Genomic DNA, 25,081 nt, shown 5'->3' on the forward strand with positions numbered 1-25,081 from the left:
CACAGACGCACAGTGGGAATGAAATCCCGGATGGACTGCACACTCTGTACGGTCGTGCCTGGGTCAGGCTCGGAAGACCAGGCAGAGTCCGTCGTGGCCCGGCAACTCGACGCAGACGGCTCGCATGTCGTCGACCACGCCGACATCCCGGCCGGTCAGGGCGTCGTAGGCCGTCCATCCAGGCTCGAAGAACTCCGAGGCCACCGCACCCGAGACAGGTGTGGAACCGAAGTTGAGTACGGTCGCCTGAATCCGTCCCGTCCCGTCGATGCGGTGAACCATGGCGAGCAGCGCCGGGTGCGGGACCGGGGGGATTTCGAGTTGGTCGGCCGTGGCGATCCCCGTTTCCTCGCGCACCCGCAACAGGTGTTTGAGGCGTGAGGCGAAGGAGTTGGGGTCCGCGAGCTGGGCCGGGAGACTGCCGTACAGGCTGTGTCCCTTCGGCATGCCCGAGCTGGAGGTGGTCGCGTCGGGCTGGTAGTCCATCAGGTCGTAGGCGGCCCGGTGGATCCATCGGGTGTCGCCGGTGGCCAGCAGCGTCCCCACCCGCTCACGGTCCAGGGTCAACAGACCGCACAGGTCCCAGCCGGAGAGCGAGAACACCCCGGGTTGCAGGGCGTTGAACATCGCCAGGAGCAGATGTGCCCGCTTGATCTCCCGCACGTCCTGGTCTGTCAACCTGTCCAGCGTCGTGTGCCCGAGTGCGGCAGCGATGATGCTGACCGTCGTGGAGGCGATGCCGTTCGTGGTGAAGATGGCGTTGTAGGACGCGTTGGGGCCGGTCAGTGTCTGTACCAACTCGGCGCGGATGTGCTCGGCCAGCTGCCCGCCGGTGACCTCCACGCCGTGGTAGGTGAAGAGATCACTGCTGTGGAGAGTGGCGAAGTGCACCAGCTCGTAGGTGAGTTCGTCATGGTTCTGCAGTGCGTGGACCAGGCCGGCCGCCGCTACTCCGCTCTGCAGGGCGATGTTCAGGGTGAGCCTCAGAAACTCGGTGTCCGAGGTGGCCAGGGCGTGGTGGTAGGCGGGCCGGTTGACGAAGTCGTACGACAGGTCGGCGCCGGCCTCGGACGTGATCCTGATGTCGTCCACGGTCAGGTTCAGTTCCTGGAAGGTGAAGCCACCCAGCTTGCGCACCATGCTCGCGATGAGCTGGTTGGCGGCCTCCGACAGCGGGTGTCCCTCCGACCAGGCCGGCAGACCCTCCGCGCTCTTCTCGACACCGAGGAAGCCGTTGGCGTCCAGCCGCAGTGCGCCCGAACCGAGGTCGCCGATGGAGTGGAGGGCGTCGCCGATGACGAGCCTCATGCCGGCGAAGGTGGCATCGAGCCAGTTGATGGACGGTTGGCCCTCCTTGAAGTAGTGCAGGTAGACCCAGCGCCGGGTGACACCGTCGGTCCCGAGGACGGGGCCCGTCGCACTCCAGTTGGTGTCCTTGACGCCGGGGTCGTGGAAGATCACCCGCTGGAGGCGGCCGATGATGTAGCCCGCCTTCTCCAGCGCCTCTTCGGCCCCGGCGTCGAGGTTGGCCGAGTCACGCCCTGGCCCCACCGCGGGCAGCAGGTGCCAGTCCTCCGGGGCGATCTGGACCATGTGGTAGATGCCGGGGTAGTCGTCGACGTTCATCTCGGCGAGGCGGAAGTCGGGTCCCTTGCCGGTGTGCCCGGGCACGACGTCGTCGATGATCGTGCCGCCTTGGTCGGCGGCCACCTGGCACATGCGCCGGAAGTCGTCCTCCGTCCCGAACACCTCGTCAATGGCAGTGCTGATGCGGTCGAAGTGGCCGTCGACGCTCGCCGTGGTGTCCCAGCCAGAGATGCCGCCGGCGCGCTTGACCGGCCCCGTGTGCACTGCCCGGATACCGATCTCGGCGAAGGTGCGCCACAGGTCCGGGTCGGCCAGCGTGCCGAGGAAGCTCCGGCCGGCGGGGGTGATGAGGGAGATGGGGTACGCCGTGAACCACACCGGGGCGGCGCTGACAGCGGCCTTGGGATTGGGGCGCGCGAACGGGTTCTGCCACATGCTGCCCTGGCCGGTGAGCTGGACGGAGAGGTCCCGAGCGTCCTGCAGCATGGAGTTGCGCCGCAGCCAGGAAACGTACTCGGGGTTGGTGCCGACCGGATCTCCGCTGCGCTCATGGGGCCGGGGCTGTTCCTGAGGCCGCAGCCGTGCGCGCGGACGCAGGGAGCGGGGGCGCGCCGGATAGAACTGCTCGGAGTACGTGATCTCTGTCGGTTCGTGCCGGATCTGGTGCGGGTCGTCTGCCGGCCCCTGCTCGTCGGTCATGAGTGCGCTTCTCCCTGCTGCTTCGGTTCAGGCGAGTCGGTTACCCCGGAAGGAGCCGCGGAACGGTCGGCGAAGGACCGAGTCGGCAGCGGACGTATCGCGCCAGTCAGCAGCACGGCGGCGGCGAGCAGGGCGGCAACGGCGGCCACAGCGCGCACCACGGTCACCTCGTGGCCGAGGAACCCGATGAGTGACGGACCCGCCAGGAAGGCCGTGAAGGCGATGGAGGAGCAGACGCCGACGCGAGCCGCGGCCATGCCCGGGTCGTCGGCGGCGGCGCTGAGTCCCACGGGAAAACCGAGGGAGACACCGGCACCCCACAGAAGAGCGCCCGCCAGGGCCAGCGGTGTGGCGATGTCGGCGACGAACAGCGCGACACCGGCGATGCTGACGATGCCGAGCACACGCACCGCGCGCACCCGCCCGTAGCGGCCGATCAGTTGCGGACCGAACCAGCGGCTCACGGTAATGGCCGTCAGGAAGGCCACAACTCCCAGTGTGCCCACGGCCGGTGTGGCCCGGTAGTCGTCGACGAGCGCGACGCTGATCCAGTCGTTGCCCGTGCCCTCGGCGAATGCGAACGCGAGGATGAAGAGGCCGATGAGCAGGGTTCGGCGTTCCCGCCAGGCCCGCAGCGGAGCGGCTGCCGTCTCGGCTGCGGGTGGGTTGGGGATGAATCCGCGGACGGCGAAGGGAATGGCCGTGGCCACGACGACACCGACCAGGGCCAGATGCACGGCGAGCGGAACCCGCAGCGCGATCATCGCAGCGCCGGCGAGTCCTCCGGCAACCGTGCCGACGCTGTAGACGGCGTGGAAACGCGACATGAGCGCGCGTCCGCTGCGGTGTTCGACGACCGCTCCCTGCATGTTCATGGCCACGTCCCAGCCGCCTTGCCCGAAGCCGAAGACGAAGAGGCCGACCACAACCGGAATCACCCCGAATCGGTAGCCGACGGCGATCGTCAGAAACCCCGCTCCTGCGACGAAGGACGTCACCGCGACGGCGTGCCGTGATCCGAACCGGGCAACCGCTGGGCCTGCCAGCAGAAGTCCGAGAAGGGATCCGGCGGCACCCGTCAGCAGCACCAGGCCCAGCGCGGACGGATCCAGCTTCAACTGCTCCTTGATCTGCGGGATGCGGGAGAGCCAGGACGCGAAGACGAACCCGGCGCCGACGAAAGCCGCATAGGTGGCACGGGCCGCCGAGCGGGCATCGGTGGGGTCGGGCACGGAAACGACGTGAGTCACGGAGCCTTCTTGCGAGACGCTGGAGGGTCTACCGGGGCTTGCGAGACGGGGTGGGTCTACGCGATGGGTGCCGTGGTGCGTTGTTCGGCGGGCCGGGCGAGTTGGCGCTCGGCGGCGTCGAGGACGGCGACGATGCGGCTGGCGTAGGCCGCATCGAGCGGATGGGATCGGCTGCCGCGGGCGACAGCCTTCAGGAACTGGTCCACCGCGCGGTCGTACGCCTCGCGCAGGGCGCCGGTCGGCAGGCTCAGGGTGTGGCGCCCGCCTGGTCCCCAGACGGTGACCACGCACTCCTGGGCGCTCTGGGGTGCTGTGACGGTCAGTGTCAGCGCACTCAAGGGCCCGCCCGCGTGCTCCAGTCCGAGATGCACGGTGTCGCGCACGCCCCGTGCCGCGCTGACGCGCTCGACGGGCGGCAGCAGCGACAACACCAGGGACAGCGCATGCGGTCCCCAGTCCCACAGGCCCCCGCGTTCCCGCCGCCAGACCGAGTCGATGTACGGGTTGCCGGGGGTGTCGATGGACCCGGCGCAACTGACTGCGACGCCTTCCCAGGGGCCGTGGGCAGCGGCGAGTTCCCGCAGGCGGTCCAGCCACGCCGCCACCTCCGCCTGGAAGAGGTACGTCATGAAGCTCAGGCTGGCCACTCCCGAGTCCGCTACGGCGGCGACGACCTCGTCGGCAGCCACTGGATCCAGCGCGAGGGGCTTGTCGAGCAGCACGTGCTTGCCCGCCCTGGCCACCCGGGCCGCGAGGGGGGCCTGGACGTCGGGAGGCAGGGCGATCGCCACGGCGTCCACGGCGTCGAGGAGCACGTCCAGGTCGGTGAAGCCCCGCCCGCGGCCCACGCGCGCGGCGGCGGCGTCGGCCTTGGTGGCGTCGCGCCCCCAGAAGCCGACGAAGTCGACGTCGGAACGGCCGGCGAGCACGGTCCCGTGACACCACCAGGCCCAGTAGCCGGTACCGAGGACGGCGAACCGGAGCCGGGAGCCGACGTCTCGTCGCCCTCCGGCTGTCGCCGACTCTTGGTCGCGAGCGGTCATGAGGAAGTCTCCCGTAGCGCTGCTGGGGAAAGTCACGGACGGCGTGTCAGGCGTTCTGCGGGAAGCCCAGGTTGAGCCCGCCGTGACTCGGGTCGAGCCAGCGGGAGGTGATGACCTTGCCCCGGGTGAAGAAGTGCACCCCTTCCGTGCCGTGGGCGTGGCTGTCGCCGAACAGGGAGTTCTTCCAGCCGCCGAAGGAGTAGTAGGCCATGGGGACCGGGATCGGCACGTTGATGCCGATCATGCCGACCTTGATCTCGTTCGAGAACTGCCGTGCGGCGCCACCGTCGTTGGTGAAGATGGCGGTGCCGTTGCCGTACGGGTTGTCGTTGACCAGCCGTACGGCTTCGTCGTAGCTGTCGACCCGGACCACGGAGAGCACCGGGCCGAAGATCTCGTCGGTGTAGATACTCATGTCGGTGGTGACGTGGTCGAAGAGGGTGGGACCGACGAAGAATCCCTTACCTCCGGAGTCCGGCTGCACCGTGCGTCCGTCGACCACGACGGTCGCCCCGGCGGCCTCGCCCGCGTCGATGTAGCCGGACACGCGCTGCTGTGCCTGCGCGGTGATCAGCGGGCCCATGTCGCAGCCGCGCGTCCCGTCACCGGTGCGCAGCCCGGCGGTACGCTCCTCGATCTTGCGCACCAACTCGTCGGCGATGTCGCCGACGGCCACGACCACGGAGATGGCCATGCAGCGCTCACCGGCCGAGCCGTATCCGGCGTTGACCGCCTGGTCGGCGGCCAGGTCGAGGTCGGCGTCGGGGAGCACGATCATGTGGTTCTTGGCTCCGCCCAGGGCCTGAACCCGCTTGCCGTGCGCGGCTGCTGTCTCGTAGACGTACCGGGCGATCGGGGTGGACCCCACGAACGACACCGACTGCACCTCAGGGTGCGTCAGCAGACCGTCGACGGCGGTCTTGTCACCGTTGACGACGTTGAAGACGCCGTCGGGCAGCCCCGCCTCCTTCCACAGCTCGGCCAGCCACAGGGCAGCGGTCGGCACCTTCTCAATGGGCTTGAGCACGACGGTGTTGCCGGCCGCGATGGCGAGCGGGAAGAACCACAACGGGACCATGACCGGAAAGTTGAAGGGCGAGATGATACCGACGACGCCGAGCGGCTGACGAACGGAATGGACATCGACGCGAGTTGACGCGTTCTCGGTGAAACCGCCCTTGAGCAGGTGCGGGATACCGCAGGCGAACTCGACGACCTCCTGTCCCCGGCTCACCTCGCCGAGAGCGTCGGACAGCACCTTGCCGTGCTCCGCGGTGATGATCTCCGCCAGTTCGAGCTTGCGGGCGTTGAGCAGCTCGCGGAACCGGAACACGATCTGCGTACGTGCCGCCAGCGAGGTGTCCCGCCACTTCGGGAAGGCGGCGGCCGCGGTCTCCACAACCGCGTTCACGTCGTCCTCGGTGGCCAGGGCCAGGTGGGCGGTGACCTCGCCGGTCGCCGGGTTGGTGACGTCCGAGAAACGGTCGGTGGTGCCTTCGAAGGTCTTGCCGTTCCGCCAGTGGTGCAGCGTCATTGCCATTGCGGGTCCTTTTGCTGAGTCGATTCCGGGGATGGCGTGGCCGGCTCGGTGTCCGTCAGACGTCGGCCTGGACCTCGATGAGCGCACGGCCGACGATCTTGCCTTCGCTCAGCAGTCGGTAGGCCAGGTCGGCCTCCTCCAGCGGGAAGCGCCCACTGATCAGCGATCCCGGGTCGAGGAGTCCGTCGGCCACGAGCTGTCCGAGATGCACCAGGTCCTGGCGGGGGCGGCCGCCGAAGGAGCCGCAGACCTGGATCTTGCGGCGGACCAGCCGCGTGATCTCGATCTCCGCGGTCCTGCCGACGGGGGCGATCCCGATCATCACGCAGCGTCCGCCGTCGGCGGCCATCTCCGTGGCCTGCCGGAAGGTGGCGGGCTGCCCGATGGCTTCGAGCACGAGGTCGGCTCCGCCATCGGTGATGTCCCGGACGGCCTCCACCGGATCCACTTCCCCGGCGTTGACCACGTCGGTGGCCCCGAGGTGCAGGGCGGTTCGCAGCCGGTCGTCGGCCACGTCCACCGCCACGATCCGTTCGGCGCCCAATGCCTTGGCCAAGGCCACCGTGCTGAGGCCGACGCCTCCCGCCCCCACCACGGCCAGGGAGGATCCCGGCTGCAGTCCGCCGACGTGCACAAGGCCGCCGTACGCGGTGAGGAAGGCGCAGCCGAGGATCGCCGAGTCCTTCAGATGGCCCCCGGCAGGGATCGGAGCCGCGGCGAGCGCGGGCATCACGGCGTACTCGGCGAGGCCTGCCATGGAGTACATCCAGACCGGGTCTCCGTGGGCGTCGAAGAGCCGCGTGGTGCCGTCGTAGAGGGTCCCGTTCAGACGGTTGTGGGCGAAGAACGGCTCGCACAGTTCCTCGCGGCCGGAGGCACACATCGCGCATGTTCCGCACGGCATGATGAAGGCGCCGACGACGCTCTGGCCCGCGCTGATGTGCTCGACACCGGCACCGACCGCCGCGACGGTCCCTGAGACCTCGTGCCCCAGGACGGCGGGAAACGGGAAGGCCACCGAGCCGTCCTGCACGTGGAGGTCGGTGTGGCAGACACCGCAGGCGGCGATGCGCACGAGGATCTCCCCCGGCCCCGGTCGCGGGTCACGCAGGTCCGCGATCTCGAAGGATCCGGAGGGGGCTCGGACAACGGCGGCTCTCATCGTGCGTCCTCTCACTGCGGGTGGCGATTCACCAGCCTGGTGGGCGCCAGGTCCCCCAGGCAGACACAACCTGTGCAGGAATCCGCCGACGCGATGCATAATTTGTGCAACGTCTCCGGTTCTGTCCGGCCCGCGTCGACCCTGGCCGCGCGTCTTCGGCGATGCTCGTCGTCCGGCCCGTCTGTCCACGTCGCAGGCGCCGCTCTCTCCCTCCCCCTTTGGCACCAAAGAGGTCAGACATGGCTCTGTCAGTCGCAGCCGCACTGCAGTTGGAGGTGTTCAGCCGCACCACCGTCCGCGTCTATGCGGGTGAGGAGAACCTCGACCACACGATCCGCTGGGTCCACCCGGTGGAGATCCCCGACATCGCCCAGTTCCTCACCGGCGGCGAGTTGCTGCTGACCGCCGGCCTGGGTGTCGGCCGGACCACGAGCGAGCAGCGTCGCTACATCCGCGAGGTCAGTGCGGCCGGTGCCGCCGCGCTCATCATCGAACTCAGCGGTCGGGCCTTCACCACCATGCCCAAGGCCCTGGTCGACGAGGCCAGGCAGCTCGGCTTCCCCCTTGTCGGTCTGGCCGACGAACTGCCCTTCGTCGAGGTATCCGCCCAGGTGCACGAGCTGATCGCGGAGGAGAGGAACTCCGATCTCGTGGCGTTCGAGCGCCTCAACGCGGACTTCATCCAGCTCCTGCTCGCCAGCCGCAGCCATGTCTCCTTCGCCGAGGCACTGGCCCATCACGTCGGCTCCCCCGTGGTCCTCGAGGACACCGAGCACCAGGTCGTGGCCTACGCCGGCGGCACGGCCGGGACCGACCTGCTGATGAAGAACTGGGGCCTGCACGCCAGGATGGCCCACCAGGCCGGCGCCCCCGGCGGCCAGCACAACAAGTCCTCCATGGTCCAGTCCCACGACGAGCCGGGATGTACCCGGCGCATGATCGTGCTGCGCGGCGAGGCGTGGGGCTGGATCCACGTCTTCCACGGCGCCGGCGGGCTGCCAGGTGTCCACGCCTACGCCCTCGATCGCGCCGCCGACGCGATCGCCATCGCGCTGCTCGGTGACCGGGAGAGCGGCGCACGGGCTTCCCAGCGGCAGAGCTCCCTGGTCAACCGGCTGCTGCTCGGGGACATCACCGGTGAACAGTTCGTCGACCGGGCCCTGCGGGTGGGCCGCGACCTGCGGGACCGGCCCCTTGCCGTGGTCGTCTTGTGCAAGGAGCCCGACTCGGACGGCGTGGCGGAAGCCGTGCTGGAGGAAGCGCTGAAATCCCTGAAGATTCCCGCCGTCATGGCGGACATCGGCGAGTACGTCCTGGCTGTCGTCGGCCTGACCGGTCAGCTGTCCGCGACCCAGCTCACCGAACATCTCGACCGCGGCGGGGCCCGTGCCGGTGTCAGTCGCAGCGGCCCGGCCGCCCAGCTCCCGGACGCGGCGCGGCAGGCGCGTACGGCTGCCTCCGTCGCGGCCACCCGCGAGGAGCCGACCGCCCTGCACTTCGACCGGCTCGGCGTCCTGCGCCTGCTCGTCGCCCTGGCCGAGGGACCGGAGCTGACACGCTACGTCGACGACGAGCTCGGCCCGCTCCTGCGCCACGACGCGAGCGACACGAACCCCCTGCTGCCGACGCTCCGCGCCTACCTCGCCGCGGACGGCAACAAGTCACGCGCGGCGGACGCCCTGTTCATCCAGCGCCGCACCCTGTACTACCGCATCGAACGCCTGAACGCACTGCTCGGCAGGTCGGTGGACGATCCCGAGGTACGCGGCGGTCTCTCCCTCGCGCTCCAGTCCCTGGACCTCGTCGAGTCCACCCAGCAGCTGCCGGCCCCGGGCCCTCGTACGCCGCTCGCCTGACGGCCCGAAACGAACGCGCGGAGCCGCTCTTCCCCCTCCGCACTTGGCCTTGCCGTCACCCACCGACCGGCAAGGCCGAGCAACACGTGCAATGGCAGACCACCTTTCTGCACAGAGTGTGTCTGTCTTGTCCTGGCGCAAATCACCCATCCTGGTGCCGTCGTCGAGCCCACTGTGAGCCCTTCTCTCCCGCTCACCAGGAGCTGACCTTTCGGCAGTGGTGTCCTCGCCCCTCTTCATCGCGGAACTAGGGAGTTCCTGGCCTATGTCGCGTGCCCTCAAGCAAGCTCAAGGCGCTTTCCCCACCGGAAAAGCCGACCCCGCCGTTGCGGACACGGTCGCCGCTGTCATCAGCGACGTCCGGGCAAACGGCGACGACGCGGTACGCCGGTACTCCGCACGGTTCGACAACTGGTCACCCGCGTCCTTCCGGCTCTCGGAGGAGGAGATCTCCAAGAACCTCTCGTCCCTGCCGGACACCGTGCTGGACGACCTCCGCTTCGCCCAGCGGCAGGTCCAGGGCTTCGCACAGGCTCAGCGCGACGCCATCCGGGACTTCGAGGTCGAGACCCTCGACGGGGTCTTCCTCGGCCAGCGCAACATTCCCGTCGACGCGTCCGGCGCGTACGTCCCGGGCGGGCGCTACCCGCTGACCGCCTCCGCCCACATGACGGTCCTGACCGCGAAGGTCGCGGGCGTGGGCCGGGTCGCCGCCACGACTCCGCCGAGCCAGGGCGTCCCGCCGCCGATCAGCGTCGCCGCCATGCATCTCGCGGGCGCGGACGAGATCTACGTACTCGGCGGTGTCCAGGCCGTCGCCGCCCTCGCCCTCGGCACCGAGACCATCGCTCCGGTCCACATACTCACCGGCCCGGGCAACGCCTACGTCGCCGAGGCCAAGCGCCAGCTGTTCGGCGAGGTCGGTATCGACCTGTTCGCCGGCCCGACCGAGACCCTGATCGTCGCCGACGAGCATGCCGACCCGTTCACCGTCGCCGTCGACCTGCTCAGCCAGGCGGAACACGGACCGGACTCCCCGTGCGTCCTGATCACCACGTCGGAGACCGTCGGCCACGCGGTACTGCGGCACATCAAGGAGCTGCTGCCCGGCCTGCCGACCGGCAAGGTCGCCGCCGCGGCCTGGCAGGACCACGGCGAGGTGCATGTCGCGGAATCACTCGAAGAAGCGTTCACGCTCGCCGACGCGTACGCCTCCGAGCACGTGCAGATCCTCACCGAGAACCCGCGGGACGCCCTGGAGTCGATGACCAACTTCGGCGCCCTCTTCCTCGGCGAACGCACCTGCGTCCCCTACGGCGACAAGCTCATCGGAACCAACCACGTGCTGCCCACCCGTGGCGCCGCCCGGTACACGGGAGGCCTGTGGGTCGGCAAGTTCCTCAAGACGGTCACGTACCAGGAAGTCCGTGACGACCTCAGTTCCGCACAACTCGGCGAGATCTGCGGCCGGTTGTCGCGACTCGAGCAATTCGAAGGACATGCCCGCTCCGGGGATCTGCGCGCGGCGAGATACGGCGACGCGGAACTGCCCTGGGCCGAGTTGCCCAGGCCGATCTAACCCCACCCCATCCACGACCAGACCCGCACCCACCCTCCCCATCCCGGCCACACAAGGAACGCACCATGACCCACACCAACGCGTCCTCCCCCGGTTGTTCCCGGCGTAGATTCCTCGGGCTCGCGGCTGCCGCCGCTGCCAGCGTGCCGGTCATCAGTGCCTGCGGCTCCGGCATCGGTTCCGGTGCCTCGGGCAAGCTGAAGTTCTGGGACATGCCCTGGGGCACGGCCGCCTACAACGACGTCTCCAAGAAGATCATCACCTCGTACAAGCCGGCCGCGAGCCTGCCGTCAGCCAACTACCAGGGCATTGCGTGGGCCAACTTCGGCCAGACCTTCGCCTCGGCGATCGCCTCGGGCACCAATCCGGCAGTGAGCACGGGCGGCGGCTTCCAGGCGTTCCAGTTCGCCGAGCAGGGCGCCATCGCGTACGCCGACAACCTCATCGAGACGATGAAGAAGGACGGCTTCTACGACGACTTCCTGCCGGGAACGCTCGACGGGATGAAGACGGACAAGGGCTACGTCGCCATACCCTGGGAGCTTGACGCCCATGTGTGGTGGTACAACAAGGCCCTGCTCGAAAAGGCAGGCGCGAAGGTTCCGACGAACTGGGACGAACTCCTGACCGCCGGACAGGCGCTCAAGAAGATCGGTGTCTACGGCTTCGCCACTGCTGCCGGTCCCGGCAACTCCCTGGCCTACGAGACGCCGATGAGCATGATGATCGGCAACGGCGGCGGTCTGTTCGACACGGACGGCAACCTCGATGTCCTCAACGCCCGCAACGTCGAGGCCATCGAGTTCATCAAGCAACTCGTCGGCGAGGGCATCGTCGACCCGGCATCGGTGGGCTACACCAACGACAACGCGTACGCCCAGTGGTCGAAGAAGCGCTACGGCCTGGGCAACGAACAGGGAGGTCTGGCCGAGAACGTCGGCGGTGACGTGGCGAAGGACCTCCTGGTGATGAGCCCGATCGCCGGGCCGCACGGCGACAAGGGCACGCTGGTGGTCCAGAACAACGTCATGATGTACAAGAACACGCCGTCCCAGGAAGGCAGCGAGGCCCTGCTGCTGCACTGGCTGAAGAACATGCACCAGTTCTGGGACCAGGCCCTGGTCAACGGCCTTCCGGTGCTCAAGTCCATCGCCGAGTCCCCCGCGTTCCAGAAGCGTCCCAACTACGTGAAGATGGTCGAGGAGTACCAGCCCGTCGGAACGTCGTACGCGACGCGGGGCAAGACCATCGGCGGAGCGCAGTCCAAGATGGACGGCAACAGCGCCATGTACCAGTTCGGGCAGGCCGTCCTCTCCAGCAAGACCGACGCGAAAGCGGCTCTGACGACGCTGTCGAACGCTCTTGCGTCCCTTCTGAAGTAGGCGCCCATGTCTCCTTCACCGACAACCGCTGAGCCTTCGGCCACGGGCACCGCGCCGGGACGTCCTCCGCGGAAAGACAGCACGCCGCGCAAGTTCGCTCCCCGCTCGTCGGCCCGCGTGCACAACCAGCAGGCGAAATCGAGGCGCAGAACCCTCGCACTGCTGGTGCTGCCCTCCGTGGTACTGCTCCTGCTCATCAACGCGTATCCGCTGGTGTACGCCGCGTTCCAGTCCCTGCACAACGGAACACTGATCATCACCGGCGACTTCGTCGGACTGGACAACTACAAGTCGGTTCTGAGTGATCCCGCGTTCTGGGAAGCGGTCAGGTTCACCGCCGTGTTCACCGTGGTGGCCGTCCTGGGCAGTTGGCTGCTGGGGCTCGCTCTGGCTCTGGTGCTGCGGTCGGACTTCCCCGGTCGAAGCGTCTTCAAGATCCTGCTGATGCTGCCCTGGGTTGTACCCGTGGTGGTGTCCGCGACATCGTGGAACCAGTTGCTCTCCACCCCGCAGAGCCTCGTTCCACAGATCTCCGACATGCTGGGGCTGGGGTCGCCGCTGTTCCTCGCCGACCCGACCCTCGCGAAGATCACCGTCATCATCTTCGAGGTGTGGCTCAACTTCCCGTTCATGATGCTGATGATCAGCGCATCGCTGGCCTCGGTCGACCGCTCGGTCTACGAGGCGGCGCGCATGGACGGCGCCTCAAGCCGCCAGCAGTTCTTCCGCATCACGCTGCCGCTCATCGCACGCTCGACCTACATCTCGTGGATCCTCATGACGATCTTCATCGTCAATGACTTCCCCACGGTCTACCTGCTCACCGGCGGCGGTCCCGAGAGCTCGACGACCACCCTGGTGGTGCTCGCCTACCGGGCCGTGTTCCAGAACTTCCAGGTCGGTCCGGGCGTGGCCATCGCGTTCTTGATGACCTTCACCCTGGTCGTCATCTCGACCGTCCTGTACCGCCAGGTCAGAAAGGCGCATGTGTGATGAGCGTGGTCAGCGATCCCGTCACTCGCGGCATCCGTCGCGGCCGGACCCGCACACCGGCACCCATCAAGAGCCGCGGTCGTTGGTGGCGTTTCACCTTCGTGCTCGCCTTCACCGTGGTTGCGCTCGTCCCCGTCGGCGGTGTCTTCTTCCTGGCTCTGCGGCCCGGGGCACGCTCCCGGAGCACGAGTTCATTCACCCTCGAAAACTTCAGCTACGTGTTCACCAACGGCCAGACCCTGCAGTGGCTGGGCAACAGCCTCGCCGTCACGCTGACGACGGTCGTGGTGTCGGTGGCGGTCGGCGCTCCCGCCGGCTATGTCCTGTCCCGCGGACGCGGCAAAGCGGTCTCGGGATACTCCCTGCTGCTCTTCGTGGTGCAGGCCCTGCCGGTCATCACGGCGGTGATCCCACTGTTCATCCTGTTCGCCAGGCTCGGCCTGGTCGACAGCCTGCTGGGGCTCGGCATCATCTACGTGGGCGCTTCGGTGTCCGTGGCCACCTGGATGATGGCGGCGTACATGGACTCGATCCCTGTCGCCCTGGAACAGGCGGCGTGGATCGACGGCTGTTCCGTCTTCGGCGCCTTCGTCCGCATCGTGCTGCGCAATTCCCTGCCCGGGATCCTCTCCACGGCGATCTACACGTTCCTCGTCTCCTGGAACGACTACCTGGTCGCGCTCGTCTTCGTCCGCTCGCAGGACAAGTACACCCTCCCCATCGGTCTCGCGTCGTTCTTCCAGCAGAACGTGGTCGACTGGGGCCAGGTCATGGCGCTGGCCGTCATCATGCTCGCGCCGCCGGTGCTGCTGTTCACCGTTCTCAACAAGTACTTCAGCATCGGTGGGATCGGAGGATCGCTCGCCGGGCAGTGACGGAAGAGAGCCGAACTCCGGCCGGGCCCTCGGCTGTCGGGCCTCACCGAGCAACACCGAGTGGAGCGTGCAGCGTCCATGACGAACCCCTCCTCACCTCCCGGGCGGCGGGCCCTGGTGGTTCGCGGCGGCTGGGAAGGGCACTCACCGGTGGAGATCACCGAACGGTTCGTGCCGTTCCTCAAGGAACACGGATTCACCGTCGAGACCGCCGACTCGCTCGACGTCTACGGTGACGCGGACCGGCTCGCGGCCACCGACCTCGTCGTCCAGTGCTGGACCATGGGTGAGATCGCCCCCGAGCTGTCCTGCGCGCTCGCAGCCGCAGTTCGGGCGGGCACCGGATTCGCCGGCTGGCACGGCGGCGTCATCGACTCCTTCCGCGGCGACCTCGACTACCACCTGCTGACGGGCGGTCAGTTCCTCATGCATCCGGCCGAATTCGTGGACTACACCGTTCAACTCGCCCCCGGGCGCGCGAGCCACCCCGTGATCGAGGGTCTGGCCGACTTCGGCGTTCACACCGAGCAGTACTGGGTCGCAACCGACCCCGACATCGATGTGCTCGCCACCACTACCTTCCCGGCCGACGAAGAGCGGGACCACCCCGTCGTCATGCCGGCCGTGTGGACCAGGACCTACGGCGCCGGGAAGGTCTTCGTGTCCGCGATAGGCCACAAGGCCGACGACTTCGACATACCCGAGGTTCGTACTCTCACCGAACGGGGGCTGCTGTGGGCGAGCCGTTGACACCGCTACGGATCGGCGTCGTCGGCGCAGGCAAGATCAGTGGCCAGTACCTGGCGACGCTGGCCACAAAGGAGGGCATGCGGCTGACCGCGGTCACCGATCTGGACCCCGCCCGGGCCAAGGAGGCGGCCGCCGCGTCCGGCGCGGAGACCGTCGGCAGCCTCGTCGGCCTGCTCGCCCGCGACGACGTGGACGCCGTGCTCAACCTGACCGTGCCCGCCGTCCACGCCGAAGTGGCGCTGGCCGCGATCGCCGCCGGCAAGCACGTCTACGGCGAGAAGCCGCTGGCCGCCACCCGCGAGGAGGCCACCGCCGTACTGGCCGCCGCTCGCGCCGTAGGGGTACGGGTCGGCTGCGCACCGGACACGGTGCTCGGGACCGGCGTCCAGACGGGACGCAAGGCCGTGGACGACGGGTTGATCGGCACGCCGGTCGCTGCCACCGGCTTCATGACCACCCCCGGCCACGAGGCATGGCACCCCGATCCGGAGTTCTACTACCGCCCCGGCGGCGGCCCACTGCTCGACATGGGCCCGTACTACATCTCGGCACTGGTTCACCTGCTCGGTCCGGTGGCCATGGTGACCGGCGCGGCCTCGGCGCCGCGCGCCGAGCGCGAGATCGCCAGTGGGCCCCGGGCGGGGCAGCGTTTCGCCGTCGAGGTGGACACCCATGTCACCGGGGTGCTGCACCACACGAACGGCGCGCTGTCCACGCTGCTGATGAGCTTCGACATCCACGGCGCCCGCCTGCCCAGGATCGAAGTGCACGGCACCGAGGGGTCGCTTTCCCTGCCGGATCCCAACACATTCGACGGCCCGGTGCAGGTGTGGCCGGCCCGATCCCACGGCTGGCAACCGCTTCCGGTGTCCGCCGGCCACGAACACGCCGGCCGCGGCATCGGCCTGGCCGACCTCGCCGCCGCCCTGGCCACTGGCCGCCCGCACCTCGCCTCCGCCGAACTCGCCGAGCACGTCCTGGACGTGATGCTCACCCTGCTGGACTCTGCACACCAGGGCCGGACCCTCGCGGTCACCACCACCTGCGAACGGCCCGCCCCGGTCGGCTGACAGACGAGACAGGGGCGCGGGCACAGAGCAGGTGGTGACCTGGCGGCGAGCACAGTCGGTGCCCCGGACCGCGCCGGGTATGTCGGTGGCGGGGATTGCTGTGGCGCCCCTGACCGGTGCCGACCGATTGCGGGTCCGAAAGCCCGCCGCTCTGGGGAGTGGTCAGGCCGATGCTCGGTCGGTGAGTCCAAGCAGTTCGGCAGCCGTGGTGTCGAGGACGGCACCGACGTCCTGGTCCGGCAGTCCAGCCCGCTGCACGTAGGTGACCGCCTCACGGAAGGCTTCGTCCGCCTGGTAGGGGAAGTCGGTTCCCAGCACGAGCCGGTCGGCGCCGAATGTCTCGACCGCGGCGTGCAGGGCCGGGGTGTGGTTGTGACCGACGGTGTCGAACCACATCCGGCCGGCGGCGACGCTCGGCTTCTCCGGGGTGTCCGGCGCCTCCCAGCCGTACTGGCGGTCCATCCGCTCCAGCAGCATGGGCAGCGCGCCGCCCAGATGCGAGGTGATGATCTTCAGGTGCGGGAACCTGCTGGGGATACCGGCCTGGATCAGGTGCGTGATCGCAACAGTGTCCTCGATCGGCGCGCCGATCTCCCAGGTCATGCTGGGCCCGATCAACGGCGAGTGGGCACCTGCCCCGGCGGGGTGGACGTAGAGGACGGACGCGCGGCGGTCGAGTTCGGCGTAGACCGGCCAGAATGCCGGATCTGCCAGGGAACGGCCGAGCACCGAAGTGGTGATCGCCACGCCCGCCATCTCCAGTTCCCCCAGCGCACGGTCCAGCTCGGCCAGCGAGGCGTCGATGTGCGGGAACGGCAGGGAGGCGAAGGCCCGGAACCTGTCCGGGAACCGCCGGACGATCTCCGCGTACTCGTCGTTCACCGCACGCGCGGCCTGCACCGCGTCGGTCTCGTTGGCGAAATGCGGGGCCGCGGGTGTCGCCGAAAGCACCTGCAGGTCGATGCCTGCCGACGCCATCAGCGCGAACCGCGCCTCGAGCTCATGCTCGGTGGGGCCCGCCCCGAGACCGCGGTGGACGGCGGTGGCCGTGTTGCCGAACCGCTCCAGCAGGTCCAGGTACATCTGGCTCCACAGGTGGGCGTGTACGTCGATACGCATGTCGAGCTCCTCTCCGGTTGATCTGAGCTACATAGCCAAACAATAACTAGCTAGCTATCTATTCCGCCTAGAATGAAGTGCATGGCTGACAACAGCCCTGGTGATCAGGGTTTCGAGGAGTTCGTGGGCGCGTCGCACGCGCTGTTCACGGCGATGCGTCGCAACCGCGGACGGCTGGCTCGCAGCACGTCGGGGCTGTCGCTGTCCCAGCTCGTCCTGCTCGACGCGCTCGCCACGCACGGACCGCTGCTCGTCGGCCAGATCGCCACGCACGCGGGCGTGTCCGGGCCGACTGCCACGCGCATGCTCAAGCAGTTGGAGCGACAGGGCGTGGTGACTCGCGAGCGTTCCACCGACGACGAACGCAAGGTTCTGGTCGCCCTCACCGAGCACGGCCAGAACCTGGTACAGCAGCAACGGAACGCCCTGCGGGAGAGGCAGCGCCTGCACTACGACGAACTCAGCGCGGAGCAGCGTGAGGTCTTCGTCGACGTACTACGGCGGATGGCCAGGATGGTCGAGCAGTGGGGCTCGGACTAGTTAAGACGTCTCGAAGCTGTCGTAGTTGTCACTCTGGCCGACCCGCCAGGCGGCGCCGTCCGAACCGCAGTAGAAGATCTGCGCGTGGGCGGAGGCGTCCACCGCCGCCGTGGGCCTGCTGGTGACACCGGTCGTCTCGCTGCTGAACGCCTCCCACGTGTCTGCGGAATTCCACGACTGCTGCTGGATCGTGTAGAGGGTGTCGCCGGCGCCCTTGACCGCGACGACGATGCGGCCGGAGCCGTCGAGGACCGGTGAGGGGGTGGCGAAGACGGCGCCGCCCAGGGAGGTGGTGCCGGTGTACATCTCGTACAGCGTGCCCTGGTTGCGGAAGTACCACAGGGCGTCGTCGGTGCCCCGGAAGAAGACCTGGATGCGGCCGTCGGCGTTGAGGGCCGCGGAGGGCACATCGACGATGGTGCCCTCCAGGTTGGTCCAGGTGCCCCAGTTCGTGCCCGGTGCGGTGGAGATCGCCATGTCAGCCTCCTGCGTACGAGCCTGCTGGTCGCACTGAGTAGTCGCGCCAACCAGGAACGTAACCATCAGCATTGATCGATAGGCATATGCGAGACGGCTATGTCCGGATGTGGACTGCACCCGGAAGCATCCTGTTTGCGCAGCTCAGACCGCCTTCCGAACCAGCCTCAGCGAAAAGGCCGCTGAGGTTGGCGCACGGTGATTGACGCAGGGGAAGGCCACCCCAAGGGGACTGTAGGCGTCACCCCCCGCGATCGACGCCGACACCGTGCGGAATGAGGCACCGGTCGCCGGTGGCGCGAAAGTGCCTAATTCGCGGGCTCGAGCAGAGGAAACACCGTCCTTGCGGCTGGCCGCAATCAGGATGTAAATCAGCACATAGGGGGTTTGCCCGAACCGGGCTTCCGTCCCCCCAGCCCCGGCGGCTACCGTCAACGCGGCCGCAACCGGGAGGGAAGGGATACTGCCGATGCCTGTCTGGCCCGTCCACAGCGAGGAGTTACCCGAGCACTTCGCCCGCGACGGCTACCTGAGGCTGCCGGGCTTGCTCGCCGGACAGGACCTCGCGGAACTCACGGCGGAACTGCGCCGGCTCGAAGGACTCGGCAAGCGCCGGGACTTCGCGATGGCCTGCATGGACGGATCCCCCCGCCGCATGACCACGCTGGGCGGTCACGTCATCGCCGCCGAGTCCGGGCTCATCCCCCAACTGGCCACGGACACGGCACTTCTGGCCCTGCTGCAGCACATCTCCCGACTGGAGATCTCACTCGCGCCCGACCCCGTCGAACGGTTCGTCCTCAACGTCCTGCACCAGGAGAGCGACACCCACGGGGCGCACGTGGACGACTACCCGATCGCCCTGGTCCTGTTCACCGAGGCACCCGCCTCCCCCGACGACGGAGGGCTGCTGGAGTACGTGCCCCACGCGAGCAGCCTGGACCAGCTGAATACCTCCGCCGCTCGCCGGGCTCACCACGCACCCGGCGACGCCTACCTGCTGCGGGCCGACACCACCGCCCACCGCGTCACCCCCCTGCGACGCCCCGGCCTCCGGCGCACCGTCCTCAACATCGCCTACGCCGCTCCCGGCCGGGAGCACGCGACCACCGCCCCCTCCGCAGCCCTGCTCTACGGCTGATCCACAACCGGGAGAGAAGGGCCACGCACCTGCTCCCTCGGCGGCCGGGGCCTCGTCGTCATACCGGTCGCACGATGGAGGGGAATCACTGCTCACCGATCCTCAGCCCCCCCACGACGGTGCGACGGGGATTGTTGCCCACCGCGTGAGCCTACCGTCACCGCCCGTACGTCCTGGCGACGGCGATGGTCTGGTTCTCGCCCCTTCCCTCCGTTGTTCCCGCCGACCAGATGGCCCAGAACCCGCACCCGGTGCTAAGGCTTCCCGGCCTGCCACACGGCTCACGTGGTCCGGGAAGACTGCCGCGCCTGGCCATCGCGACCGATGCTTCGGTCCTGTCCGCAGAGCCGATACCGAGGGCCGCGAGGTACCGATCGGCGTCTCGTCCGTACTCAAAGCGAGGCTGATGTTCATCCGCATCTGCCGCCTCGAAGGCGTCGGGTAGGCCGACTGCACCCGTGTGAAGGCCAGCGCGGTCGCCTGGTGCACCGGCTTCCGACCCGCTCTGTCTCACCTCGCCCCGTTGCCACTCCGCGGCACCATCGAGCGGCGGCGACGTGGAGACTTTCCGGCTGTGTCTGCCCTTCCGTGATCAGGCGTGCCCCGTCCGGCCGAGTCGTTCCTGCCACACTCGCGGCCTTGCACCGTTGGCCGCGAACCGGTTCCCGGGTGATCACGCCGGGCTCTCAACGGGAGAGTTCTCGCAGCTGCTGAACTTGCGGGCATACGCCTGCCGCGCCGGACATTCCCTGTCTGATGGGTTTGTGTGCAGCTCGGCATGACCATCTCGAAGGTCGCCGGACGGGGTCCGACACTCGGTCACAAGTGGGCAGCTTCGACCGCTGCCCAACCAGTAATCGGCACATGGAGGTGGATGTGGCCGGGATGCGCTGAGATTGTCCGATTCACCTTCAGCGCTAGCCAGTTGGGGCCGACATGGGCGACACCATCATCGCGGAGGCAACCGACGGAGCAGGGTCCACCGGGTGCGTACACCACCATTGCGTCGTGCGGGCCCGTGAGTTCGAGTCGCCCCGGGTGGAGGACCGGTTCCGGGGGTTGTTGGAAGCGGCCCCGGACGCCATGGTGATCGTCGACGGCTCCGGGACGATCAGGCTCGTCAACGCACAGACGGAGACGCTCTTCGGGTATCAGCGGGCAGAACTCCTCGGCCGACCGGTGGAGATGCTCATCCCCGGCCGGTTCCGCGCCCATCACAGCGTGCACCGCGACGGGTATGCCGTCACCCGGCAGGTCCGGCCGATGGGAGCGGGGCTGGAACTGCACGGGCTACGCAAGGACGGCAGCGAGTTCCCCGTCGAAATCAGCCTCAGCCCCCTGGAAACCAGCGACGGCCTCCTCGTCTCCGCCGCCGTCCGCGACGTCAGCGAACGCAAAGCCGCCGAGGAAAGGTTTCGCAGCCTCCTGGAATCGGCTCCGGACGCCATGGTGATCGTCGACGACAACGGGACGATCAAGCTGGTCAACGCGCAGACCGAAACCCTCTTCGGCTACCCACGCAAAGAACTCCTCGGCCGCCCCGTCGAGTTGCTGGTGCCCGAGCGGTTCCGCTCCCATCACAAGCTGCACCGCGCCGGCTACGCCACCAATCAGCAGGTGCGGCCGATGGGTGCCGGGCTGGAACTGCACGGACTGCGCAAAGACGGCAGCGAGTTCCCCGTCGAAATCAGCCTCAGCCCCCTGGAAACCAGCGACGGCCTCCTCGTCTCCGCCGCCGTCCGCGACGTCAGCGAACGCAAAGCCGCCGAGGCCCGCATCAACGAACTCGCCGCACTCGTCGAATCCTCCCAGGACGCGATCCTCGCCAAGACCCTGGACGGCCGCATCACCTACTGGAACACCGCCGCCCAACGGCTGTACGGCTACACGGCCGAGGAAGCCATCGGCCGGCACGTGTCCATGCTGGCGCCGGCGGAGCACAAAGACGAGATCATCCTGTTGCTGGAGCGGCTGCGGGAGGGCGAGAAGATCGAGCACTTCGAAACCTTCCGGCTCACCAGCATCGGCAGGATGCTCGACGTCGACGTCACTCTGTGGCCCACGCGCGACCCCGGCGGCAGGGTCATCGGCGCCTGCGCCATCGTCCGCGACATCAGCGACCGCAAACGTGCCGAGGCAGAACTGACCGCTCTGTACAAGCAGCAGAAGCACATCGCCCTCACTCTGCAGCGCAGCCTGATGGGCACTCCGCCCGCCATCCCCGGCCTGCCCACCGCCAGCCGTTACCGGCCGGCCACCCAGGGCGCCGGCGTGGGCGGCGACTGGTTCGACCTCATCCCGCTCGGCGCCGGGCGGGTCGGCATCGTCATCGGTGACGTCATGGGCCGGGGCCTGGAAGCGGCCTCCGTGATGGGGCAGTTGCGCGCCGCCGCCCACGCCCTGGCCAAGACCGGCATGCAGCCCCGCCAGCTCATGCAGGCCCTGGACGCGGTCGTCGCCGACCTCGACGTCCCCGACCAACTGGTCACCTGCTGCTACCTGGTCATCGCCCCGGACACCGGATCCGTGACCACCTGCTCGGCCGGCCATCTGCCCACCCTCGTCGCTGTCCCCCGCGACGGCACCCGCCGACTTCCCGCGCCCGTCAACGCACCGCTCGGTGTCGGCGACGTCCTCTACCAGCAGTCGACCGTGGAGATCCCGCCCGGCGCCACCCTCGTCCTGTACACCGACGGCATGGTCGAAACGCCCGGCAGCGACATCGAGTACCAGATCGACGTACTGACCGCAGCCCTCAGTGACGCCTTCACCTCCGGCGCCGGTCTGGAAACCGTCGCCGACCATGTCCTAGCCACGTTGCTGCCCGATGCCGAGGCTCACAACGACGACGTCACGCTGCTGCTGGCCCAGTTCCCCGCCGCACCGCTGGCCACCGCCACCACGGAGCTCCCGGCCGTGGCCTCCGCGGTATCCGAGGGCCGCTCCTTCGCGGTCAAGACGCTCACCGAGTGGGACTGCGCGCACAGGGCCGACGACGCCAGGCTCCTGGTCTCCGAGGTGCTCACCAACGCCGTCCAGCACGCGGAGGGACCCCTCGTCCTCCACCTACGCCGTACCGACACCGAACTCGCCATCGAAATCAGCGACCAGAGCCCTCACCTGCCCCAGCCACGGCCGGCCGCCGAGGACGATGAGTCCGGACGGGGCCTCATCCTCGTCGACACCCTCGCCGACAGCTGGGGCGTCCGCCCCACCGACCAGGGCAAGACCACCTGGTTCACCCTCCGGCTGTGAGCGGCGGCGCTGGTGGCCCCACTCGCTTGGGAGGACACAGCCCCGTCTGTTGGAACCGTAGGGCGATCGCACCCCTGATGTCAGACATTTGGACGACAGGCAGCCTGAATGCCGATCCCACCGGATTCAGGAGATGGTGCGGAGCCGTGAGACCGCCTGTTGCAGATCATCGAAAGCACGCTCTTCCTCTCGCGGACCGACGCGGGAGGCGCCAAGGACGCTGCCACGCGCCGCACGGATACGGGCATAGGCGTCGAAGCAGGTGAGGACCTCCTGGATCAGGACCTCCCGTGGCGTGGAAGGAGGCGGAGAGGAGGGGCCGTTTCGGGATGACATCGCCAGACTCTTGTCTCATTGCAAAGCTAGGGGTCAGGGAGAAGTGGTGCGTCCATGAGGTGCTGCATGCCCAACTCCCGGAGAACACGCAGGCTGCGGGGCGAGGCACGGGTGATGAAGAAACGTGTACCGGAGCGGCGTGCGGTGGCTGCGGCGGCCTGGAACAGCGCGCTGGCCTCCGGGGCGAGGCAGGTGACCTTGCCGAGGTCCACTTCCATGACGCTGGGGGCCCGAGCGAAGGCTCTCAGGAGTCGCCTGCGGACGCGAGGCGTCCTCTCGGAGGTCAGCTCCCCACGCAGCCGGACGACTGCACGAAGGCGGGGACAGGGCGTGAGCGGCATGGCGGGCCTTCCGGGCGCGACGAATACGTCGCCGACCAGACTTCCCGGCACACCACCCACCTTGAGCGGCAAGGTGAGCTGTCATCACCGTACGCGCCGCCGCGGCCACCAGCCCAGGACCAGGTGGACCGGCCCAAAGGAACGGCGCCACGATCGGAGCCCGCTCTTACCGGTGGTGCGGGGGATGCCGTGGTGGGGGCGGCATGGTGGTGGGGCCAGGGGCCGTCTCGGGCCAGACCAGCAGCACGGGGCAGGGGGGCGTGGTCGACGACGAAGCGGCTGGCGGAACCCAGGCTGTGCGGGCCGAGGTGGGTGCGGTCGCCGTCGCGGGCCAGGATGAGCAGGTCGGCGCCCTCCGTCACGGCGACGACCTCGCGTTCGATGCGGCCGGTGCGCTCGGTGCGGGTACAGGGGCGGCCGAGGCGGTCGGCGGCGGCCTGGAGCAGCTGCTCGGCGGACATGGCGGCGAGGTGTTCCAGGCGGGTACCGGGGTCGCTCCCCCAGCCTTCGGCCGGGCGGTGCCCCCAGGGGTGGCCGCGGCCGAGTAGGCCGGCGAAGGCGCCGTGTGTCGCGCCCGGGATGTCGGCCGGGGTGACATGGAGCAGGATGATGTCGGCGTCCGCCGGGGCGTGGGTTCGGGCGGCGTCCACGCACGGGACCAGGTGCCCTCGACGATCCAGACCACCACGGGTCATGGGGTCAGCCTCCTCCGATCACGGCCAGTGAAGCCCAAAGTGCCAGCATCGCGGCGCCCAGGCTCGCCGGTACGGCATACAGGCCGAGCCGGGTGAACTCCTTCAACTCCACCTCGGCGACGTGGGCGTGGACGATGCGCCGCCGCAGCAGAGTGGCCAGCGAGCCGGCGTAGGTGAGGTCGGCGTAGGTGAGGCCGGCGTAGGTGAGGTTTGGGGCCGATGTTCACCCCCAGGAGCACGGCGAGGACGGCTCCGGGTCCGGACGGGGCGGTCAGCGGCAGGAGCACAAGCACCGCGGGCAGGTTGTTGATCACGTTCGCCAGTACGGCGGCCAGGGCGGCGAGACCGAGCAGGGCGGGCAGTCCGGTCCCGTCGGGGATGAGATGGCCCAGGGCCGCATCCAGCCCGTTGTCGACGACCGCCCGCACCACGATGCCCTGCGCAAGGACGAAGGCGAGGAAGGGCACCGAGGCGGAGCGCAGCAGCACCTTCGGGGTGGTGCGGCGCTGGAGCAGGGCGCGCACGGCGAGGGCCAGGGCGCCGGCCAGGGCCGCCCAGGCCGGATTGATGCCGAGCGCTGAGGTCAGGACGAACCCGGCCAGCGTGCAGCCCACGGTGACCAGGGCGAACAGCGGCAGTTCGGGCGGGTCGGCGGTGGGCGGGGCCTGCGCCCCGGCATCCAGGTCGGTGGCGAAGAAACGCCGGAAGACCCCGTACTCGACGCCGATCGCCGCCAGCCGGGGCAGCGCCATCAGCGCGGCGAACCGGGTGAAGCTCAGGCGGCTGGCCGCGAACGCCAGCAGATTGGTCAGATTGGAGACCGGCAACAGCACGGAGGCCCTGTTCGAGAGGTGGGTGCAGGCGTACACGTGCGGTTTGGGGCGCGCGCCGAGCCGGGCGGCGGTGGCGAACACCACCGGGGTCAGCAGCACCACCGTGGCGTCCAGGCTGAGCACCGCGGTGATCAGCGAAGCGGCCAGGAACACCTGGGCCAGCAGGCGGCGTGGCCAGCCCGCGGCCGTACGCGCCATCCAGGACCCACAGGCATGGAACAGCCCTTCGTCGTCGCAGAGCTGGGCCAGGACCAGGACCGCCGCCAGGAAGCCGATCACGGGCCCGAGCCGTCCGGCCTCGGCCACGGCGTCGTCCCAGGAGATCGCCCCGGTGGCGATCACCAGTGCGGCGGCCGGGACGGCGACCACCGCCTCGGGCCAGCCGAAGGGCGGACGATCGCGCAGGCCAGCACCAGCACCAGCAGGGCCACGGACAGCGTCTCCGCGAGCGAGGCGTTCAGAATCGGGGCCTTCCGTGCAGCGGCGGCGGGCCGCCGGTGAGTCACGGAGAAGGTATCCCGCCGAAGTAGGACGCCCCGACCCTGAGCATGAGCCCCG

The 25,081-nt window shown here is 68.8% G+C and carries 18 protein-coding genes and 2 pseudogenes; 10 read left to right on the forward strand and 10 right to left on the reverse strand.

Annotation, left to right across the window (positions count from 1 at the left end):
- Positions 1-63: 63 nt before the first annotated feature.
- Genes treS through AB0I69_RS45725 form a run of 5 tightly spaced genes read right to left on the reverse strand, consistent with a single transcriptional unit; the run spans position 64 to position 7,281 of the window.
- Complete coding sequence (gene treS / locus AB0I69_RS45705) at positions 64-2,286, reverse strand: maltose alpha-D-glucosyltransferase (RefSeq protein WP_363101768.1); 2,223 nt, start codon at positions 2,284-2,286, stop codon at positions 64-66.
- Positions 2,283-3,536, reverse strand: a complete 1,254-nt coding sequence (locus AB0I69_RS45710) for an MFS transporter (protein ID WP_363101769.1) — start codon at positions 3,534-3,536, stop codon at positions 2,283-2,285. Before AB0I69_RS45710 ends, treS begins: the two co-directional genes overlap by 4 nt.
- A gap of 56 nt (positions 3,537-3,592) precedes the next feature.
- On the reverse strand, positions 3,593-4,579 hold the full coding sequence (locus AB0I69_RS45715; protein ID WP_363101770.1) for a Gfo/Idh/MocA family oxidoreductase: 987 nt from the start codon (positions 4,577-4,579) through the stop codon (positions 3,593-3,595).
- 46 nt (positions 4,580-4,625) lie between these two features.
- Entirely contained in the window at positions 4,626-6,119 is a 1,494-nt protein-coding gene (locus tag AB0I69_RS45720) for a CoA-acylating methylmalonate-semialdehyde dehydrogenase (protein ID WP_363101771.1), read from the reverse strand.
- A gap of 55 nt (positions 6,120-6,174) precedes the next feature.
- Positions 6,175-7,281 carry a zinc-binding dehydrogenase gene (locus tag AB0I69_RS45725; RefSeq protein ID WP_363101772.1) on the reverse strand — a complete coding sequence of 369 codons (1,107 nt, stop codon included), beginning with the start codon at positions 7,279-7,281 and terminating at the stop codon, positions 6,175-6,177.
- 239 nt (positions 7,282-7,520) lie between these two features.
- Here AB0I69_RS45725 and AB0I69_RS45730 point away from each other — a divergent pair, with 239 nt between their 5' ends.
- The 7 genes from AB0I69_RS45730 (at position 7,521) to AB0I69_RS45760 (ending at position 15,786) form a co-directional block, all read left to right on the forward strand.
- Complete coding sequence (locus AB0I69_RS45730) at positions 7,521-9,137, forward strand: PucR family transcriptional regulator ligand-binding domain-containing protein (protein WP_363101773.1); 1,617 nt, start codon at positions 7,521-7,523, stop codon at positions 9,135-9,137.
- 265 nt (positions 9,138-9,402) lie between these two features.
- On the forward strand, positions 9,403-10,716 hold the full coding sequence (gene hisD, locus AB0I69_RS45735; RefSeq protein ID WP_363101774.1) for a histidinol dehydrogenase: 1,314 nt from the start codon (positions 9,403-9,405) through the stop codon (positions 10,714-10,716).
- A 65-nt stretch (positions 10,717-10,781) separates the two neighbouring features.
- Positions 10,782-12,098, forward strand: a complete 1,317-nt coding sequence (locus tag AB0I69_RS45740; protein WP_363101775.1) for a hypothetical protein — start codon at positions 10,782-10,784, stop codon at positions 12,096-12,098.
- Between the two features lie 117 nt (positions 12,099-12,215).
- On the forward strand, positions 12,216-13,091 hold the full coding sequence (locus AB0I69_RS45745) for a sugar ABC transporter permease (RefSeq protein WP_363101776.1): 876 nt from the start codon (positions 12,216-12,218) through the stop codon (positions 13,089-13,091).
- Positions 13,091-13,966, forward strand: coding sequence for a carbohydrate ABC transporter permease (locus tag AB0I69_RS45750; protein ID WP_363101777.1), 876 nt, complete (start codon positions 13,091-13,093; stop codon positions 13,964-13,966). The genes AB0I69_RS45745 and AB0I69_RS45750 overlap by 1 nt, the downstream gene beginning before the upstream one ends.
- A 78-nt stretch (positions 13,967-14,044) precedes the next feature.
- Positions 14,045-14,716 carry a ThuA domain-containing protein gene (locus AB0I69_RS45755; RefSeq protein ID WP_363101778.1) on the forward strand — a complete coding sequence of 224 codons (672 nt, stop codon included), beginning with the start codon at positions 14,045-14,047 and terminating at the stop codon, positions 14,714-14,716.
- Positions 14,701-15,786: a Gfo/Idh/MocA family oxidoreductase gene (locus AB0I69_RS45760; RefSeq protein WP_363101779.1), complete on the forward strand. Its 1,086-nt coding sequence runs from the start codon at positions 14,701-14,703 to the stop codon at positions 15,784-15,786. The genes AB0I69_RS45755 and AB0I69_RS45760 overlap by 16 nt, the downstream gene beginning before the upstream one ends.
- Positions 15,787-15,948: 162 nt before the next feature.
- Here the strand turns inward: AB0I69_RS45760 and AB0I69_RS45765 are convergent, their stop codons facing one another.
- On the reverse strand, positions 15,949-16,905 hold the full coding sequence (locus AB0I69_RS45765; RefSeq protein WP_363101780.1) for an amidohydrolase family protein: 957 nt from the start codon (positions 16,903-16,905) through the stop codon (positions 15,949-15,951).
- Positions 16,906-16,986: 81 nt separating this feature from the next.
- On the opposite strand from AB0I69_RS45765, the gene AB0I69_RS45770 reads away from it, so the two are divergent.
- Positions 16,987-17,445 carry a MarR family transcriptional regulator gene (locus AB0I69_RS45770; protein ID WP_363101781.1) on the forward strand — a complete coding sequence of 153 codons (459 nt, stop codon included), beginning with the start codon at positions 16,987-16,989 and terminating at the stop codon, positions 17,443-17,445.
- On the opposite strand, the gene AB0I69_RS45775 is transcribed toward AB0I69_RS45770, so the two are convergent.
- Positions 17,446-17,922 carry a hypothetical protein gene (locus AB0I69_RS45775; protein ID WP_363101782.1) on the reverse strand — a complete coding sequence of 159 codons (477 nt, stop codon included), beginning with the start codon at positions 17,920-17,922 and terminating at the stop codon, positions 17,446-17,448. It abuts the gene before it with no gap.
- Positions 17,923-18,391: 469 nt separating this feature from the next.
- Between AB0I69_RS45775 and AB0I69_RS45780 the strand changes: the two genes are divergently transcribed.
- Both AB0I69_RS45780 and AB0I69_RS45785 read left to right on the forward strand, forming a co-directional pair.
- Positions 18,392-19,063: a hypothetical protein gene (locus AB0I69_RS45780; protein WP_363101783.1), complete on the forward strand. Its 672-nt coding sequence runs from the start codon at positions 18,392-18,394 to the stop codon at positions 19,061-19,063.
- Positions 19,064-20,071: 1,008 nt separating this feature from the next.
- Positions 20,072-22,318 (forward strand): PAS domain S-box protein, encoded by a 2,247-nt coding sequence (locus tag AB0I69_RS45785; protein WP_363101784.1) that lies wholly within the window; start codon positions 20,072-20,074, stop codon positions 22,316-22,318.
- Positions 22,319-22,680: 362 nt separating this feature from the next.
- On the opposite strand, the gene AB0I69_RS45790 is transcribed toward AB0I69_RS45785, so the two are convergent.
- The 3 genes and pseudogenes from AB0I69_RS45790 to AB0I69_RS45800 form a co-directional block, all read right to left on the reverse strand.
- Positions 22,681-22,995 carry an STAS domain-containing protein gene (locus AB0I69_RS45790; RefSeq protein WP_363101793.1) on the reverse strand — a complete coding sequence of 105 codons (315 nt, stop codon included), beginning with the start codon at positions 22,993-22,995 and terminating at the stop codon, positions 22,681-22,683.
- A 166-nt stretch (positions 22,996-23,161) separates the two neighbouring features.
- A pseudogene (locus tag AB0I69_RS45795) lies at positions 23,162-23,683 on the reverse strand (universal stress protein).
- Positions 23,684-23,694: 11 nt separating this feature from the next.
- Positions 23,695-24,984 (reverse strand): annotated as a pseudogene (locus AB0I69_RS45800) (SLC13 family permease).
- Positions 24,985-25,081: the final 97 nt, after the last annotated feature.

Origin of the sequence: Streptomyces sp. NPDC050508, from assembly GCF_040655155.1 — a bacterium.
Taxonomy (GTDB): Bacteria; Actinomycetota; Actinomycetes; order Streptomycetales; family Streptomycetaceae; genus Streptomyces.